Origin of the sequence: Streptomyces xanthophaeus, assembly GCF_000725805.1 — a bacterium.
GTDB lineage: Bacteria > Actinomycetota > Actinomycetes > Streptomycetales > Streptomycetaceae > Streptomyces > Streptomyces xanthophaeus.
Window position 1 is genome coordinate 42,093 of record NZ_JOFT01000014.1, and the last position, 16,604, is coordinate 58,696.

General features: G+C 73.4%; 21 protein-coding genes. 15 read left to right on the forward strand and 6 right to left on the reverse strand.

Annotated elements, in window-relative coordinates; genetic code table 11:
* Nucleotides 1-75 precede the first annotated feature (75 nt).
* Entirely contained in the window at nt 76-690 is a 615-nt protein-coding gene (locus tag IO30_RS0109025) for an NADPH-dependent FMN reductase (protein ID WP_051902070.1), read from the forward strand.
* Between the two features lie 25 nt (nt 691-715).
* Here the strand turns inward: IO30_RS0109025 and IO30_RS0109030 are convergent, their stop codons facing one another.
* A complete protein-coding gene (locus IO30_RS0109030; protein WP_037893545.1) occupies nt 716-1,753 on the reverse strand; it encodes an alpha/beta hydrolase family protein in 1,038 nt (345 codons plus the stop codon).
* Nucleotides 1,754-1,827: 74 nt separating this feature from the next.
* On the opposite strand from IO30_RS0109030, the gene IO30_RS0109035 reads away from it, so the two are divergent.
* From IO30_RS0109035 to IO30_RS0109045, 3 genes are all read left to right on the forward strand, one after another.
* The gene (locus IO30_RS0109035) at nt 1,828-2,430 is read left to right on the forward strand and encodes a GNAT family N-acetyltransferase (protein WP_031141074.1); all 603 of its coding nucleotides are present in this window, start codon (nt 1,828-1,830) and stop codon (nt 2,428-2,430) included.
* Entirely contained in the window at nt 2,430-3,431 is a 1,002-nt protein-coding gene (locus IO30_RS0109040) for a phage repressor protein (protein ID WP_051902073.1), read from the forward strand. Before IO30_RS0109035 ends, IO30_RS0109040 begins: the two co-directional genes overlap by 1 nt.
* Nucleotides 3,432-3,555: 124 nt before the next feature.
* Complete coding sequence (locus IO30_RS0109045) at nt 3,556-4,428, forward strand: RNA polymerase sigma factor SigF (RefSeq protein WP_078904043.1); 873 nt, start codon at nt 3,556-3,558, stop codon at nt 4,426-4,428.
* Here IO30_RS0109045 and IO30_RS0109050 read toward each other — a convergent pair.
* Nucleotides 4,425-4,871 (reverse strand): ATP-binding protein, encoded by a 447-nt coding sequence (locus IO30_RS0109050; RefSeq protein WP_031141080.1) that lies wholly within the window; start codon nt 4,869-4,871, stop codon nt 4,425-4,427. The genes IO30_RS0109045 and IO30_RS0109050 overlap by 4 nt on opposite strands.
* 203 nt (nt 4,872-5,074) lie before the next feature.
* Here IO30_RS0109050 and IO30_RS0109060 point away from each other — a divergent pair, with 203 nt between their 5' ends.
* The 3 genes from IO30_RS0109060 (at nt 5,075) to pucL (ending at nt 8,438) form a co-directional block, all read left to right on the forward strand.
* Nucleotides 5,075-5,815 carry an SDR family NAD(P)-dependent oxidoreductase gene (locus IO30_RS0109060; RefSeq protein WP_031141084.1) on the forward strand — a complete coding sequence of 247 codons (741 nt, stop codon included), beginning with the start codon at nt 5,075-5,077 and terminating at the stop codon, nt 5,813-5,815.
* Between the two features lie 87 nt (nt 5,816-5,902).
* On the forward strand, nt 5,903-7,252 hold the full coding sequence (locus IO30_RS0109065) for an aspartate aminotransferase family protein (protein WP_031141086.1): 1,350 nt from the start codon (nt 5,903-5,905) through the stop codon (nt 7,250-7,252).
* A 268-nt stretch (nt 7,253-7,520) separates the two neighbouring features.
* Nucleotides 7,521-8,438, forward strand: a complete 918-nt coding sequence (gene pucL, locus IO30_RS0109070) for a factor-independent urate hydroxylase (RefSeq protein WP_031141087.1) — start codon at nt 7,521-7,523, stop codon at nt 8,436-8,438.
* Between the two features lie 10 nt (nt 8,439-8,448).
* Here pucL and IO30_RS0109075 read toward each other — a convergent pair whose 3' ends face one another.
* Nucleotides 8,449-8,904, reverse strand: a complete 456-nt coding sequence (locus IO30_RS0109075) for a histidine phosphatase family protein (protein ID WP_031141089.1) — start codon at nt 8,902-8,904, stop codon at nt 8,449-8,451.
* Nucleotides 8,905-9,095: 191 nt separating this feature from the next.
* Between IO30_RS0109075 and IO30_RS0109080 the strand changes: the two genes are divergently transcribed.
* From IO30_RS0109080 to IO30_RS45315, 6 genes are all read left to right on the forward strand, one after another.
* On the forward strand, nt 9,096-9,308 hold the full coding sequence (locus IO30_RS0109080) for a CbtB domain-containing protein (RefSeq protein ID WP_031141091.1): 213 nt from the start codon (nt 9,096-9,098) through the stop codon (nt 9,306-9,308).
* Nucleotides 9,309-9,334: 26 nt separating this feature from the next.
* The gene (locus tag IO30_RS0109085) at nt 9,335-10,117 is read left to right on the forward strand and encodes a CbtA family protein (RefSeq protein ID WP_051902078.1); all 783 of its coding nucleotides are present in this window, start codon (nt 9,335-9,337) and stop codon (nt 10,115-10,117) included.
* A 21-nt stretch (nt 10,118-10,138) separates the two neighbouring features.
* Complete coding sequence (locus IO30_RS0109090) at nt 10,139-10,384, forward strand: hypothetical protein (protein ID WP_031141095.1); 246 nt, start codon at nt 10,139-10,141, stop codon at nt 10,382-10,384.
* 129 nt (nt 10,385-10,513) lie between these two features.
* Complete coding sequence (locus IO30_RS41815; RefSeq protein WP_051902080.1) at nt 10,514-11,155, forward strand: class F sortase; 642 nt, start codon at nt 10,514-10,516, stop codon at nt 11,153-11,155.
* A 105-nt stretch (nt 11,156-11,260) separates the two neighbouring features.
* A complete protein-coding gene (locus tag IO30_RS0109100; protein ID WP_157853167.1) occupies nt 11,261-11,629 on the forward strand; it encodes a hypothetical protein in 369 nt (122 codons plus the stop codon).
* 77 nt (nt 11,630-11,706) lie between these two features.
* Complete coding sequence (locus IO30_RS45315) at nt 11,707-11,865, forward strand: hypothetical protein (protein ID WP_157853169.1); 159 nt, start codon at nt 11,707-11,709, stop codon at nt 11,863-11,865.
* A gap of 84 nt (nt 11,866-11,949) precedes the next feature.
* On the opposite strand, the gene IO30_RS0109110 is transcribed toward IO30_RS45315, so the two are convergent.
* The 3 genes from IO30_RS0109110 to IO30_RS0109120 all read right to left on the reverse strand — a co-directional run bounded on the left by IO30_RS0109110 (nt 11,950) and on the right by IO30_RS0109120 (nt 13,439).
* Nucleotides 11,950-12,360: a hypothetical protein gene (locus tag IO30_RS0109110; RefSeq protein WP_031141101.1), complete on the reverse strand. Its 411-nt coding sequence runs from the start codon at nt 12,358-12,360 to the stop codon at nt 11,950-11,952.
* 79 nt (nt 12,361-12,439) lie between these two features.
* Nucleotides 12,440-12,841, reverse strand: coding sequence for a RidA family protein (locus IO30_RS0109115; RefSeq protein WP_031141103.1), 402 nt, complete (start codon nt 12,839-12,841; stop codon nt 12,440-12,442).
* Between the two features lie 121 nt (nt 12,842-12,962).
* Nucleotides 12,963-13,439, reverse strand: coding sequence for an RrF2 family transcriptional regulator (locus tag IO30_RS0109120; RefSeq protein WP_031141104.1), 477 nt, complete (start codon nt 13,437-13,439; stop codon nt 12,963-12,965).
* 112 nt (nt 13,440-13,551) lie between these two features.
* Between IO30_RS0109120 and IO30_RS0109125 the strand changes: the two genes are divergently transcribed.
* Both IO30_RS0109125 and IO30_RS0109130 read left to right on the forward strand, forming a co-directional pair.
* Nucleotides 13,552-14,379 (forward strand): hypothetical protein, encoded by an 828-nt coding sequence (locus IO30_RS0109125; RefSeq protein ID WP_031141107.1) that lies wholly within the window; start codon nt 13,552-13,554, stop codon nt 14,377-14,379.
* Nucleotides 14,380-14,461: 82 nt separating this feature from the next.
* Nucleotides 14,462-16,474, forward strand: a complete 2,013-nt coding sequence (locus tag IO30_RS0109130; RefSeq protein ID WP_078904044.1) for an FUSC family protein — start codon at nt 14,462-14,464, stop codon at nt 16,472-16,474.
* Nucleotides 16,475-16,604 lie beyond the last annotated feature (130 nt).

The following is a 16,604-nucleotide window of genomic DNA, read 5'->3' on the forward strand; positions in this document are numbered from 1 at the left end:
CCGGCGCTGCCGCAGGGTGCGGGCCCGTCGTCCGCCACAGGACCGGCGGGGCCTCTTGCTCCTACTGTCTGGGCCATGGACAACAACACTGCGACCACCCACGCGTCCGCCGGCCAGGAGAAGCTGCGGATCGCCGTCATCATCGGCTCCACCCGGGAGGGCCGCTTCGGGCCCACGGTCGGCGACTGGTTCGTCCCGCTCGCGGAGCAGCACGGCGACTTCCACGTCGACGTCATCGACCTCGCCGGCCTGGACCTGCCCGGCATCCAGCCGGGCTGGAGCACCCCGCCGACCCCCGCGCTGAGCGAACTGTCCGCCCGGGTGGCCGCCGCCGACGGATTCGTCGTCGTCACCCCCGAGTACAACCACAGCTACCCGGGCCACCTGAAGGTCTTCATCGACCTCCACCGCACCGAGTGGAAGGCCAAGGCCGTCGGCTTCGTGTCCTACGGCGGGGTGGGCGGCGGCCTGCGCGCCGTCGAACACCTGCGTCAGGTGTTCAGCGAGGTGCACTGCGCCGCCATCCGCGACGGGGTCAGCTTCCACAGCGCCTGGGACCACTTCGGCGAAGGCGGCCGGGCGCACGAGGCGCAGGGCGCGGCGGGAGCCGCCAAGACCATGCTGGACCAGCTCGCGTGGTGGTCCCGGACCCTGCGTGAGGGCCGCGCCGCCCGTCCGTACGGCGCGTAGCTGCGCGGTCCCGCCCGGCCCGTTCCTATGCCGGCAGCCCTTCGAGGAAGCGCTGCTGGTCGGTGAGGAGCCCGGGCGGGAAGAGGGCCCGCGGGGCGAACACGGCCGTCAGGGCCAGCCGCCAGGAGGAACGCTCGACGGGGGTGCGGAGCAGGGCGTGCGTCGCCCCCGGATAGCGGCGGACGGTGAGCATCCCCGGCGGGAGCAGGGCCCGGTGGACGGCCTCGGTCTCGGCCCCGTCCACGTTCAGGTCGTCGGCGCCCGAGATCAGCAGCACCGGGACGGGCGGCATCGCCTTCAGGTCCCCTGTCGCGTCCGCCGTGTGGTTCCGGCTGATGAACGACCAGCGCTGCGCGGTGAGTTCCGGGTCCGCGTCCGGACTCGCGCGGTACTCCTCGTACGGGGCCCCGCGGCGCAGCAGCGCCAGGGTGGCCTCCCGGCCGCGCAGGGCGGCCGCCGTGCGCTCGGCGTCGGCGCCTGCCGCGCGCAGCTCGGAGCGCAGGTGGTATTCGCCCTGGCGCTCCCAGTTGACGGCGGTGCCGACCGCGATGACGAAGCGGATGCCCGGGGCCGGGGCCCGGGCCACCACCTTGGGCATCACCCAGCCCGCCTGGCTCGCACCCCACAGGCCCATGCGGTCCCCGTCGATCCCGGGCCGGGTGCGGGCCCACGCGAGGGCGTCGGTGGTTTCGCGGGCCCGGTCGTCCATGGACTGGGCGAGCCAGTCGGCGGGCTTGTCCAGGGAGAGCGAGGCGTAACCGGCGCGCGCGAAGGCCTCCCAGTAGGGCCGGTAGAAGCCCTCGTGGGTGGCGTCGACCTCGCCGTCCCCGTGCACGAAGACCACGAGCGGGAAGGGGCCGGGCCCCTTCCCCTCGGGGGTGGCGAGCACGCCGGGCAGGACGTGACCTGCGGCCGGCACCCTCACCCGCTGCTCGTGGAACGCATAGCCGTGCTGCCACAGGACGACGCCGGTGAGGGCGGCGGCGGTCAGGAGGACGACGGACAGGACGAGGAGCAGGACCCTGCGGAGCGGGCGACGGGCCTTGCGGTGGGGCTCGGTCACGGAGGACTCCCTCTCGATGAATCGTTCATTTGAAGAACGATCGTAGCGCCCGTGAACGTATTATGCTTGTGCGTATGACGACGGAGAGCGTGGAACTGCGGCGCGGGGTGCCCGAGGGCGCCGCGGAGCGGGTGGCCGAGCTGTACTGGGAGGCCTTCGGGGGGAAGCTGGGCGCCGCCCTCGGGCCCGCGCAGGCGGGGCGCCGGTTCATCGCCGGGCACCTGCACCCGGACCGCGCGGTGACCGCGCTGTCCGGCGGTCCGGACGGCCGGGTCGTGGGCGTCGCGGGCTACCAGCTCGCCGGGCGCGGCCTGGTCGGCGGTGACGCGGCCGCGGTCAGGTCGGAGTACGGGCAGGTCAGAGGCCTGTACCGGGTCTTCCTGCTGGCCCTGCTGGAGCGCACCCCGGCCCGTGGCGAACTCGTCATGGACGGCATCGCCGTGGACCCCGCCGAGCGGGGCCGGGGCATCGGCGGGCTGCTGCTGGGGGAGATCGAGGCGATCGCCGTGGCACAGGGCTGCCACCGGATCCGGCTGGACGTGGTCGCGGAGAACCCGCGCGCCCGCGCCCTGTACGAACGGCACGGCTTCCGTGCGGTCCAGGTCCGGCGGACGCCGTGGCTGCGGGACGTGCTGGGGTTCGGGGCCGTGACGACGATGCACAAGGCGGTGCGGTGATGAGCGGAACGCGGCCGGCGGATGCGGCGGACCCGGCAGAGCCTGCGGACTTGGCGGTCCCGCAGGTCCCCACGCGGATGGTCGTGCACGCGCTGGTCCGGGAGGACGGGACGGTGGACGGCGCCGAACTGTACGAGGTCGCCGCGCTGCTCGGCATGACCGACCAGCAGGTCCGGCTCTGCGTGAAGCGGCTGGTGGCGGAGGGCCGCTTCGTACTGGAGGGACGCGGGCGGCGTTCCGTACTGCGGCCGCCGGTGGACCCGGGGGCCGCGGCCGCGGCGGGACCGGACCTGCCGGGGCTGGTGCCGGAGGTCGGGTTCGTCCGGCACGCGTACCGGCAGGACCGGGGCCTGGAGCCCTGGGACGGGGTCTGGCACGCCTTCGCCTTCGCCGTGCCGGAATCCTCCCGGGCGGCGCGCGACGCCCTGCGGGACACCGTGACCGGCCTCGGGGCGGCCCCGGTGCAGGGCGGTCTCTACGTCACCCCGAACGCGATCGGCCCGTACGTACGGGCCCGCGCGGCGGAACTGGGGGTCGCCGGGGCCCTGAGCTGCCTGAGCACGCGGGACCTCGCGGTGGGCGGTACCACCGACCCGGTTGCCCTGGCGGCCCGGCTGTGGCCGCTGGCCGAGATCGCGGGGCGGTACGAGGCCCTGCGCACCCTGGCGGAAGCCCGGACGGGCCGCCCGACGGGCGAGGCTGCAGCCGGGGCCCGGGCCGGAGAAGGAGCCGGGAGCTCCGGGGACGGGAGCTCCGGGGTCGGGAGCTCCGGGGTCGGGGGCTCCGGAGCCGGGAAGGTGCTGGCCCGGGCCGTCGCACTGGCGGCCGCGCTGTCCGACGCGATGGTTCCGGACCCCCTGCTCCCGCCCGAGCTGCTCCCGCAGCCATGGCCCGGCGCCGTGGCCCGGGAGGCCGCGGCGCGGGCCTGGGACGAGCTGCGGGCCACCGCCCCCGCCGGAGGCCCGCGGCTTTTCCGGCTGTACGGGGAGGCCCTGGGCTGACCCCCGGAGCCCGGACCTGGCGTTTTGAGGGGTATGAGGTAGTCAGGGCGGGTATATCCCCTTGGACAGCGCGACGACGCGCCCCGGCACACCGCCGGTCCCCGCCGTCGGAGGAGCGCAGGCCATGCACCGCACAGAACTCACAGACGTCGCCACCCACGAGGCCAGGACCCTGTCCGTGTCCCTGTTCCGGAGACTGGCCGAGTTGCAGGAGGGCAGCCCGGAGTACTCGTACGTCCGCAACACCCTCGTGGAGCTGAACCTGAGCCTCGTGAAGTACGCCGCCCGTCGGTTCCGCAGCCGGAGCGAGCCGATGGAGGACATCGTCCAGGTCGGCACGATCGGCCTGATCAAGGCGATCAACCGGTTCGACCCGGAGCGCGGGGTGGAGTTCACCTCCTTCGCGATGCCGACGATCAGCGGCGAGATCAAGCGGTTCTTCCGGGACACCAGCTGGGCCGTCAAGGTCCCGCGCCGCCTCCAGGAACTGCGGATCGACACGGCCAAGGCGCACGACGCCCTGGAACAGGGCCTCGGCCGCGAGCCCACGGACGCCGAACTCGCGGAGCACCTGCACGTCACGCCCGCCGAGCTGGAGGAAGGCCGGATCGCGGCCCACGCCTACTCCGCACGCTCCCTCGACGCACCGGTGCAGGACGACGGCGGCGAGCGGGACGCCCTCGCCACGCAGCCCTCGCTCGGCGAGGAGGAGCCCGCGTACGAGCGGATCGAGTGCCTGGAGGCGCTGAAGCCTATGCTCGCCGCGCTCCCCGAGCGGGAGCGCACGCTGCTCGCGCTGCGCTTCGGGCAGGAGCTCACGCAGTCCGAGATCGGCGACCGGGTGGGCCTGTCCCAGATGCACGTGTCACGGCTGCTGAACCGGACCCTGACGCAGCTGCGCACCGGACTGCTCACCGACGACGGCGAGGACGCGGACGAGGAGGACGGGAGCGGAAGCGGAAGCGGGCGCGAGGTGGAGCCCGCGGAAACCGCCTAGAGGGCCTGGCCCGGCCGGCGCTGCGTCCGCGGCGGGGACGGATCCGGCGCCCGGACGTCCAGCCAGACCGTCTTGCCGGGACGCCCGTCCGCGGACGGCACCGAGCCCCAGCTCCGCGCGAGCCGTTCCAGCACGATCAGTCCGTGCCCTCCCGGCAGTGCGCGGTCGCCGGGCGGACGGCGCCGCGGAAGCTCGGGGCTGTCGTCGCTGACCTCGATGCGCAGGCGCTCGGGGGAATGCCTCAGGACGAGTTCACGCGGGCCGCCGGCGTGCAGGCAGGCGTTCGTCACCACCTCGGAGACCAGGAGGAGCACGTCCTCCACGGCCTCGGGCCGGCCCTGCCACTGCCAGTCGGCCAGTGCCTGCCGGGTGAAGTCCCGGCACCTGCTCACGACCCCGGCCGTGGCACCGCCCAGGACCAGCCTTCGCGTCTGCTCGGTCACAGGGCCTCCTGTCTCCGCGCCGCGCCTACCCCAGTCAAAGGAAGCCAATCCTAGGCGGCCGGGGCCCCGGATTCCTCCAGGAACGCTGGAGAAAGATCCCCAGGGATTTCACATCTCGGAAATCGAATTCCGCCATGCGGCAAACTATGATCCAGGCCGACCCCGCGGGATCCAGAACGCTCCAGAACTCCAGGAGGAGAGCCATGACCGAGAGCCGCGTCGCCCTGATCACCGGATCCTCCTCGGGGATCGGTGCGGCCGTCGCCCGCAGGCTGAGCGCCGAGGGCATCCGGGTCGTCGTGAACTCGGCCCGCAGCGAGAGCGCCGGCAGGGCGCTGGCCGCGGAACTGCCCGGCGCGGTCTACGTGCGGGGAGACGTCGCCGACGCGGCCGACGCGCGGCGGGTCGTCCAGGAGGCCGTCGACGCCTTCGGCCGGCTCGACATCCTCGTGAACAACGCCGGCGTCACCCGCTTCGTCCCGCTGGACGACCTGGAGGCGGTCGACGCCGAGGTCTGGCGCGAGATATTCGACGTCAACGTCATCGGCGCCTGGCAGATGATCACCGCGGCCGCCCCGCACCTTCGGGCTTCCGGCGCGGGTTCCGTCGTCAACGTCTCCTCGGTCTCCGCCACCCGCGCCCTGGGCAGCTCCGTGCCCTACGCCGTGAGCAAGGCCGCGCTCAACCACATGACCCGCCTGCTCGCCTCCCAGCTCGGCCCGGCCGTCCGCGTCAACGCCGTCGCGCCCGGACTCATCGTCACCCCCTGGTACGAGGACGCCGAACAGGTCTGGGAGAGCTCCCGCGACTGGATCACCGAGAACACCCCGCTGCGCCGCGTGGGCACCCCCGAAGACGTGGCCGAAGCCGCCCTGTACCTGGTGAACGCCGCCTACACGACGGGCGACGTGCTCGCCGTCGACGGCGGCCGCCACATCGTCTGACCCGCCCGGTCCCGCGGACCGCCGCCGTCCGGGAGCTCCCGGCGGAGTCGGCCCGGGGTCCACATCCTGGACAACTACCCTCGTTTCATGAACACAGCAGCCGACGCCCTCGCCGCCGTGAAAGACGCTGACCGGAAGCACGTCTTCCATTCCTGGTCGGCTCAGGAGCTGATCGACCCGCTCGCCGTCGCCGGGGCCGAAGGCTCGTACTTCTGGGACTACCAGGGCAATCGCTACCTCGACTTCTCCAGCGCCCTCGTCTACACCAACATCGGCTACCAGCACCCCAAGGTCACCGCGGCCATCGCGGAGCAGGCCGCCCGGCTGTGCACCGTCGCCCCCGGCTTCGCCGTCGACGTCCGCTCCGAGGCCGCCCGGCTGATCGCCGAGCGCACCCCCGGCGACCTCGACAAGATCTTCTTCACCAACGCCGGTGCCGAGGCCGTCGAGAACGCCGTCCGCATGGCACGGCTGCACACCGGCCGGCCCAAGGTGCTGTCCGCGTACCGCTCGTACCACGGGGCCACCTCCACCGCGATCAACCTGACCGGTGACGCCCGCCGCTTCGGCAACGACTCCGCGACCGCGGGCGTCGTGCACTTCTGGGGCCCCTTCGCCTACCGCTCGCCCTTCTACGCGAGCACCCCGGCCGAGGAGTGCGAGCGGGCCCTGCGCCACCTCGAGGACACCATCGTCTTCGAGGGCCCGCAGTCCATCGCCGCGATCATCCTGGAGACCGTCGGCGGCGCCCCGGGCGTCCTGGTGCACCCGGACGGCTACCTGGCCGGGGTGCGCGAGCTCTGCGACCGCTTCGGCATCGTGTTCATCCTGGACGAGATCATGGTCGGCTTCGGGCGCACCGGTACGTGGTTCGCCTCCGAGCACTGGGACGTCGTCCCGGACCTGATCTGCTTCGCCAAGGGCGTCACCAGCGGATACGTACCGCTCGGCGGGGTCGCCATCTCGTCCGCCATCGCCCAGACCTTCGCCCGCCGGCCCTACCCGGGCGGGCTGACGTACTCCGGGCACGTGCTGGCCTGCGCTGCCGCCGTCGCCACGATCAACGTCATGGAGGAGGAGGGGATCGTCGAGCAGTCCGCCCGCACGGGCGCGGAGCTCCTCGGGCCCGGCCTGCGCGCGCTCGCCGAGCGGCACCCCTCGGTCGGGGAGGTGCGGGGCCTGGGCACCTTCTGGGCGCTCGAACTCGTCCGGGACAGGGGGACGCGGGAGCCGCTGGTGCCGTACAACGCCGCCGGGGCGGACAACGCGCCGATGGCGGAGTTCGGAGCCGCCTGCAAGAAGGGCGGGCTGTGGCCGCTCCTCGCCGGGAACCGCATCCACGTCGCACCGCCCTGCAACATCGCGCCGCAGGACGTCGCCAAGGGGCTGGAGATCCTCGACGAGGCCCTCTCGGTGGCCGACGCGCACACGGCCTGACCTGCTGTTCTGTACGGTCGCCCAAGCCGTGGGTGCTGGTGTTCGGATGATCGGTGCCGTGGTCAACCCACCGCATACATGCTGCAATCCGTTCAGGCCTGGATGCACACGACACCGGGCCTGCATCAAGCACCTACGGACCGGGATGCACGTCAGTCCCGGGGCGGTCCTGCGGGACCGAACGGCGGGGAGCGGTCGGACCGCTGGACGCCGGGCGTACGGGATCCAGACAACCGGACTCCGTGTTCCCGAGTCGAAGGAAGACAGCATGAGCAAGCACGTCCTGGCGCAGAACCAGTACGGCAAGGCCGAGAACCGCATCGTCAAGGTCACCCGCAAGGGCAGCGACGGTTCCTGGCACGAGATCCGCGACCTCAACGTCTCGGTCGCGCTCCGCGGCGAGTTCCGCGACGTCCACCTCACCGGCGACAACGCCAACTGCCTGCCGACCGACACCACGAAGAACACCGTGTACGCCTTCGCCAAGGAGCACGGCATCGCCTCCCCGGAGGCCTTCGGCATCCTCCTCGCCAAGCACTTCGTCTCCTCGCAGCAGCCGATCCGCGAGGCGCAGATCCGCATCGAGGAGTTCGTCTGGGAGCGGATCCCCGTCCCGACGCGCAAGGAGCAGCACTCCTTCGTCCTCAAGGGCCAGGAAGTGCGCACCGCGCAGGTCACCTACAGCGAGACCACCGGTCTCCAGGTCATCTCGGGCCTCAAGGACCTGACGGTGATGAACTCGACGAACTCCGAGTTCCACGGCTACATCAAGGACAAGTACACGACCCTCCAGGAGGCGTACGACCGCATCCTGGCGACCAAGGTCACCTCCCGCTGGGCCCACTCGGCGCTGGCCTCCGACGACCCGGAGTTCGACTGGGACCGCTCGTACAAGAAGGTCCGCAAGCACCTCCTGGACGCCTTCGCGGAGACGTACTCGTACTCGCTCCAGCAGACCCTGAACCAGATGGCCGAGCGGGTGCTCGACAACTGCCCGCGGGTCAACGAGGTGCGCCTCAACCTGCCCAACAAGCACCACTTCCTCGTCGACCTGGAGCCCTTCGGCCTCAAGAACGACAACGAGGTCTACTTCGCCGCGGACCGGATGTACGGCCTGATCGAGGGCACCATCCACCGCGACGGCGTGCAGCCGGTGATCGCGACCTCCGACTGGATCGTCGCCTGATCCGTCCGGGCTAGGTCCCCTCGGTGACCGGCTCCCCCTCGGGGGCCGGCTTGCCCAGCCTGAGGTTCCACCGCCCCGCGCGCCCGCTGAGTTCGGTGAGCGTGCGGGGTCGTGCGTCCAGCCGCCAGAAGACCTGCGGCGGCAGTTCCAGCGCGTGCACCACGGCCGCGCGGACGAAGGCCTGTTCGGCCTCGACCCGGTGGGTACCGGGCTCCAGGCCGTCCAGCCAGCTCCCGGCACGGGCGACGAGCTCCTCGACGGACTCCCCTCCGGGCGGGGCGTACGCCGGGTCCGTCAGCCAGCTGCGGACCCCGGCCGGGTCCTCGGCCGCCACCTCCTCCAGGGTGCGCCCGGCCCACAGCCCGGTGTCCAGCCCGTACGGCCCGCCGGCCCCGAAACGGTGCTCGCGCAGCGCGGCGTCCGGACCTGGGGTGACGAGGTGAACTCGTACCGAAGAGGGGTTCATAAAGGGAGCGTAAGCGCGGTACGGTCGCGGACGACACAACTGAATGACGACGGTCCGACGGAAGAACCGGTGAGAATCCGGCACGGTCGCGCCACTGTGAACCCTCCCGGAAGGGGGAGGCAAGTCAGACCCGCAGCCGTCGTCGCGAGCACCACTGACCGGGACGCGTGTTCCCTCTGGAGGTACCTGCCATGGCCCACTCCGCCGTGCCCTCGACGCCTGTCACCGTCGCACCGATCTCACTCTCCGCGCTCGCCCCCTGGGCGGTCTTCGTCGCCGTCCTCACCCTCGTCCTGCTGTACTTCGTCGGCGTCGAGCAGGGCGCCACCGCGGTCTTCGAGGGCGAGACCATCCACGAATGGCTGCACGACGGCCGTCACCTGCTCGGTTTCCCCTGCCACTGATCCGCACCTCGCAAGGGAACCGAACCATGACGTCCTCCGCCGTACCCTCCCTCTCCCCCCGCACCGTCTCCCCCCGCACGCTCCTCGTCCGGGGCATGCTCGCCGGCCTGCTGGCCGGTGTGGCCGCCTTCCTCGTCGCCTACCTCCTCGGAGAGTCCAAGGTGGACGCGGCGATCGCCATCGAGGAGGCCGCCGCACACGGCCACGACCACGGCGAGGAGGCCCCCGTCAGCCGGGCTCTCCAGGCCACCGCGGGCCTCGGCACCGGTGTCCTGCTGTACGGGGTCGCGCTCGGCGGAATCGCCGCGCTCGTCTACTGCTACGCCCTGGGCCGCCTCGGCCGCTTCGGCCCGCGGGCCACGGCCGCGCTGGTCACCGGGGCCCTGTTCGTCACCGTGACCCTGGTGCCGTTCCTCAAGTACCCCGCCAACCCGCCGGCCGTCGGAGACCCCGGGACGGCCACCCGCCGGACCGTCCTCTACCTCCTGATGATCGCCCTGAGCGCCCTGCTGGCCGCGGGCGCGCTGATCCTGGGCCGGCGCCTCGCACCGTCCATGGGCAACTGGAACGCGAGCACCGCCGCCGGGGTGGCCTTCGTGGCCGCGGTCGGCCTCTCGTACGCCCTCCTCCCCGGGATCAACGAGGTCCCGGCGGGCTTCCCGGCCGCGCTCATCTGGGAGTTCCGCCTGGCGTCCCTCGCCATCCAGACGGCACTGTGGGCGACTTTCGGCCTGGCCTTCGGTTATCTAGCCGAACGGGCCCTTGTGCCCGCCACCGCACCCAAGGAGGCTGTGCAGCCGACGAGTTGACGATGAAGGGGCCGGTAGTACATGCCGACGGCGATATGGCGGTGGCGGGGCTGGACGGGCGCGGCCCCGTTCTGGCTGAACTCCCTCCTCCTGCTCCTGGCCCCCTTCACGGCCGTCACCCTCTTCGCGCAGATGGGCGTCATCGCCGCGCTGGCCGCCCTCGGCGGACTGGCCCGTCACCTGTGGTTCGGTGACTACGGCCACCCCGCGATCCACCTCGCCGCCGCGCTGATGGGCGCGGCGGCGGCCACCCTCGTGGTGGTCTGAGCGGCCGTTCCCGCGGACACGCGCCGGTGACGTACCCCCGGCCTCCTGCGTTTCACGGGGTACGGGTGGGCAGAGAAGAGCCGACTGCTCACAGGAGCCGGCCTCGCACGCCGGACAGGAGGGAATCCCATGGCCCGCGCCCAATGGGCCGTCGGCGTACTGACGGTGGCCCTGCTCTGCACCGGACTCGGCGTGCTGCGCGCCTCGGAGGGCGCCGGGCCGGCCGTGCGGATCACCGATGACGCGCTGCCTTCACGGGCCCTGGGGCTGTCCGGGCACCGCCGCCTCGTCCGGCAGCTCGACCGCGCCGCCGCCTACCCGGCCGAAGGCCACTCCGCGGGCGACGGCCACTCCGACGGCAACGGCCCCGCCAACGGGCCCCGGCTGCCGCTGACCGCCGGACCCCTGCGGCCCGTCTCCGGCCCCCTGGACACCGCGCGGCCGCTGCGCCTGCGCATCCCCGGCCTGGGCGTCGACCTCCCGCTGACCGGCCGCTCCGGGGGCGCCCGCTGGGACACCACCGGCCCGGCGCCCGGGGCGGCCGGCACGGCCGTGATCACCGGGTCCGGGCTCCGGCTTTCCGCGCTGCAGCGGGGGCGGACGATCGAGATCCCCCGCGCGGACCACCGGACGGCCGTGTTCACCGTCGTCCGGGTCTCGCCCGGCGGGGTGGCCGGCCACGGAGAGCGGGCCGGACGGGCCCAACTGCGGCTGATCAGCGGGGAGAGCGCCGTCCTGGCCCGGCTGACCGGGGAGCGCCACCGCCCCTGATCCACCGGCCGGCTGTCTGCCGTGCGGGGGTGTTCCCGTCCCCCGGTCGGAGGCTTCTGGGGGTAGTTCGGGGAACGTCCCGGCGTGTCGGGGCACACCCCTCGCATGAGCGGGACGCGAGGCGTACGGACGACACGGACGGCACGGACGGTGCTGACCCGGGCCCTGACGGTGGCCTGCGTCGTCCTGCTGTGCGTGTTCGGCGCCGGGCCCGCGGGCGCGTCGGCCGCCGAGTCCCGCGGGAGTTCCTCCGCCCCCGCCGAACCCGCCGAGGGCCCGTCCGATCCGGCGGCGGATCCCGAGGCGCGGGCCGCCCTGCGGCCGCAGGTCCGCGAAATGCCGGGTGCGCGACGGATGCCACTGCCGGTGTTTCACGTGAAACATCCGGCCGGGACGGTCTGCGGGATCCCGGGCTGGGCGGCCGAGCCGGTGCTGTCCGAGCGAGCGCTGCGGAGTGTGGTCCTGCGCTGCTGACGGGTCCGGCCTGACCGGCGCGTCAGGCGTCCGCAGCACGCACCCCCACACCCCCTCGAGCACCGTGAGGTTCCGTCATGCCCATCGACCCGTACGCCGCTCTGAACGCCATGCTCCGCGCCGAGGCAGCCCGTTTCACCCCGCCGGCCCGACAGGCCGAGCCCGCCGCGCCGAAGGCCACGGCCGTCGCCGAGTCCGATAGCGAACCCCAGCCCGCTGCCGAGCCGGCCGCGTAGGAGCTGCCCTTCAGGTACGGAAGCGGCCCGGCCGAAAGTACGGCCGGGCCGCTCCGCCGGGGGGCGGGTCGGTTCGCGTACGGGTCAGTCCTCGTGCGTGTAGTAGCGGTAGAAGGCGGCCGCGCCGACGCCGATGCCCACGAACAGGCCGACGACGGTGGCGCGGAGCACGGAGGAGTTGGTGAGGCTGTGCAGGTAGCCCGCGGCGACACCCGTGAAGACACCGTAGGCGGCGGCGTGCACCTCCCGCTTCAGCCGGGGGCCGATGCGCGCGAGCGCGAACATGCAGCCGGCGAACAGCGCGCCGCACAGGATCCCGTAGAAGACGTTGCCCGCGTCGACCGGGCCCATCTGGCGTTGGATGAAGGCGGCCCAGACCCCGTAGACGAGTCCGGCGAGCAGGGCGCGGGTGAGGGCGTTCCTGCTGCTGTGGTCGGTGGCCGCCGTCGAGCGGTAGTGGTGCCGCCGGGAGGCGGTGGGTGCCGCATGTGCCATGACGGGCTCCTCTCTCCCATCATCCAGGGCACACCCGCCGCCCCCGACCGGCAAGTGGATCACCCGTCCGGGGCAGCCACTATGCGGCCGGGCGGACCGCCACCGCGTCGATCTCGAAGAGCATGTCCGGCAGGGCGAGCGCCGCGACGCCGATCAGGGTCTGTGCGGGCAGTTCCGCGCCCCAGGTGGCGTGCAGCTCGTTGAGGAGCACCTCCAGCTTCTCCTGGTCGTGGGCCACGACGTACGTGCCGATCCGGACGACGTCGGCGGGCCCGAGGCCGACGGCCGCGAGGGCAGTGCGGAGGTTGGCGAAGGCCTGGGCGACCTGCTCGGCGAAGTCCTCGGAGACGACGTGGCCGCTCTCGTCGGAGCCGTACTGGCCGGCGACGAAGACCTGCTCGCCGGGGGCGGAGACGATGTGGCTGTAGCCGTAGCCGGCCGGGTCGTGCAGTCCTGCCGGGTTGGTGATGACGCGGGTCATTGCGAGCTCCCTGATGTCCGTTTCCGTCCGTGCACTGCTCTGTCGCTCACTGCTCCGTCGCCCACCGGTGTGCCGCTCACCGGTGTGCCGCTCACCGGTGTGCCACCCGCCGGGGCCGTGCTCACCGGCCCTGCTGCTCCCTGAGCCAGGCGCGCAGCCGCTCCGGCGCCTCGGGGGCCTGCCGTTCCGCCTGCTGCCTGACCTCGTCGAGGTTCTGGGCCGCCAGCTCCCGGCGCCAGGCCAGTTCGGCCCGGCCCATGGCGTGCGCGACGGCGCACTCGAAGGCGTGGCCCGTGGTCCCGCCGGGTCCCTGTCGGCGGATCTCCGTGCAGCGGAAGGCCTCCTCGGCCCCCTCGACGGCGGCGACCACGTCCATGAGCGAGATGGCGTCGAGCGGGCGGGCCAGCCGGAAGCCTCCGCGGGGGCCCGGGGTGGAGGTGAGGATCCCGGCCCGGGCCAGCGCCTGGAGCTGCTTGTTGAGGTAGGCCGCGGGCAGGTCGTGCCACGCGGCCAGGCGCGCCGCCGGCACGGCCCGGTCCGGGCCGCTCCAGGCCAGGTTGACGCAGCTGTGCAGCGCCCACTCGACGCCTTCGCTCATCTTCATAATTCTGGATATTAATTGTCCAGAATCTCGGCCGCAAGGACGTTTCCGCCACCCGCCCGCAGCAACACCGCTCGCGCCCGGTCCGGCCCCCGCATTCCCTGGTGACGTGCGCACCATCCTGTCGACGGTCCTCCTCGTGCTCGTGGCCCTGCTGGTGCCCGCGAGCGCCGTCGCGTACTGGGCCGACCACGAGCTGGGCGACGCCGACCGCTACACCGCCGCCATGTCCCCGCTCGCCTCGGACCCGGCCGTCCAGGGCGTGGTCGTCACCCAGGTCACCCGGGCCCTCGCCGGGCAGATCGACGCGGGCCCCTTCCAGGGCGGGGTCGAAGCCCTGCTCGGCGAGGCCATGCGCTCCTTCACCGGCACCGACGCCTACCGGACCGCCTGGGACGCGGCCAACCGCGCCGCCCACGCCGCCTTCCTGGAGGCCCTCACCACCGGCCACGGCGACGCCGTCAGCATCGACCTCGCACCCGTCATCGCCCAGGTCAAGGGGGACCTCGTCGCCGACGGAGTCCCCTTCGCCGACCGGATCCCGGAGACCCGGCTCTCCGTGGAGGTCATGGAGTACGACGGTCTCGGCGCGCTCCGGAAGGGATTCCGCATGCTCCAGGTCGCCGGCATCTGGCTCCCCCTGCTGACCCTCGTACTGGCCGCCACGGCCATCGCCGTCGCCGTCCACCGGCGGCGCGCCGTGATGGCCACCGGGCTCGGGCTCGCCGTCGGGGCCGCGCTGCTGTGGATCGCCGTGGCCCTGTGCCGCCGCCTCACCCTGGACGACCTGCCCGCCGACATCGACCGGGCGGCGGCCGGGGCGGTGTACGACGCGCTCACCGCGTTCCTGCGCACCACCGCCTGGGTGGTGCTGGCGGTCGGCCTCGCCGCGGCGCTGGCCGCCTGGCTGACCGGGCGGCTGCGCCGCACACCATAAGCTCGGAAGGTACCCAACGTAGGCAGAACAACGCAGAATAGCCCAGAAGAACCGATTCGCGAGTGGCGGCACGGAAGCGGGAATGAGCACCGAACGCACCGATCAGATAGGGGCCGGGCGCGCCCGGCCCCGTGCGCTGGCCCCGCCCTCCTGGCTGCTCAACGGGCTCCGTCCGGCCAGCGCCCCGATCCCATGGGCCGCCGTGGTGCGCGCCGCCGTCGCCCTGGCCACCCCGCTCGCCGTCGGCCTCGCCCTCGGCGAGCCCGAGTACGGTGCGCTCGCCTCGATGGGCGCGCTCTCCGGAGTCATCGGCGACACCGCCGACGCCTACCGGATGCGGGTCCTGAACATCGCCGTCCCACAGTTCTTCGGAGCCGTGGGCGTGGCACTGGGGACCCTGGTCTTCGGCCACGGCTGGCTGGCCGTCGGCGCCCTCACCCTGATCGCCCTGGTCTCCGGGATGATCTCCTCCATCGGCACGGTGGCCTCCGTCTCCGGCCTGCTGCTCCTGCTCAACGCCGTGATCGGCGCCGGGCTGCCGCTGCCCCAGCCGTGGTGGACGGCGCCCCTGCTGATGAGCGCGGGCGGGCTGTTCGTCCTCGCCCTGTCCCTGCTGGGCTGGCCGCTGCGCGGCCGGCTGCCCGAGCGCACCGCCGTCGCGGCCACCTACCGGGCCCTGGCCGACTCCCTGGAGGCCGCCGGCGGACCGGGCGCCGCCTACGACGAACGCCGCAGGCAGGTCACCCAGGCCCTGAACCAGGCCTACGACCTGGTGCTGGGCCGACGGGCCCGGGTGCACGGCCGCAGCCGCTCGCTGGTGCGGATGATGGCCCAGCTCAATGTGGTGATCCCGCTGGTGGAGGCCGCCCCCGCGGCGCACCTGCGCGGCCGTCCGCTGCCGCCCGAGATCCCGGCGGCCGTCCGCGAACTGGCCACGGCCGTCGAGGAGGGCCGCACCGGGACCCCCGTACTGGACCTGCCCGCGCCGCACACCCCGGCGGAACGGGCCGTGGACTCGGCCCTGCGGCACGCGGCGGACGTCGTGTACCTCGCCGAACCCGAGGTGTACGGCACCGAGAACGTCGACGACCGGCTCGGGAAGCCCGCCGCCCTGCGGGTCCGGGCCCGGCGCGCCGTGCGCGACATGATGTTCTCCGAGGCCTCCTGGCGGTACGGGCTGCGGCTCGCGCTGTGCATCGGGCTCGCACAGTCCCTCGTCTCCCTGGTCGAGGTGGAGCGGTCCTACTGGATCGCGCTGACCGTCACCTTCGTCCTCAAGCCCGACTTCGGCTCCGTGTTCTCCCGGGCCGTGCTGCGCGCGCTGGGCACCGCGGCAGGGCTGGTCCTCGCCGCGGCGGTGCTCGCCGAGGTGCCGCGCGGCTGGTGGGACGTGCCCGTGCTCGCGGTCCTGGCCGCGCTGATCCCCGCCTTCTCCGCCAAGGGGTACGCCTACCAGACCGCGGCGATCACCCCGGTGATCCTGCTGCTCTCGGACCAGCTCAACCACCAGGGCTTCGACCTGATCCGGCCCCGGCTGGTGGACAGCCTGATCGGCTGTGCCATCACCCTCGTCGCGGGCTACCTGCTGTGGCCCGAGAGCTGGCGCACCCGGATCGGGGACCGGCTCGCCGACACCGTGTACGACGCCGCCCGCTACCTGGAGCGGGCCTTCGCCCCCGTGGCGGACGCGGCCGGCCTCAGGGAGGCACGCACGCACCGCCTCCAGGCCAGGCGGCGCATCTACCGGGACCTGTCCGGCGTACGGACCGAATTCCAGCGGGCACTGACGGAGCCGCCGCCGACCGGGGCGCGGGCCGCGGCGTGGTGGCCGCTGGTGGTCGCCGTCGAACGGATCGTGGACGCGACCACCGCGGCCCGGGTCCGGGTCAATCACGGGGCCGGGGCTCCCGCACCGGAAGAGGTCGACGACCTCGCGCGGCAGCTGCGCACCCTGGCCGGGGACGTGCGCAGCGGCGCCGACGCGATCCCGCTCCGGTCGGAGGCCCGCCCGCAGGGGCCCGACGGGACGGGCGTGCTGGCCCCGGTGCGCCACGAGGTCGCGGCGGCCCGCGCCCTGACCCGCCCGGGGACGTGACCGGGCTGACCGTGCCCTGCCCCGGAGGCCCGGTCAGCGCCGGGGCCGGGCCGGGGCCAGGGCCGCGGCCGGGTCGGGGCGAGGGCCCCCGGCCGCCGGTTCACCCGGACGGCCCCGTGTCCGGGCCGGA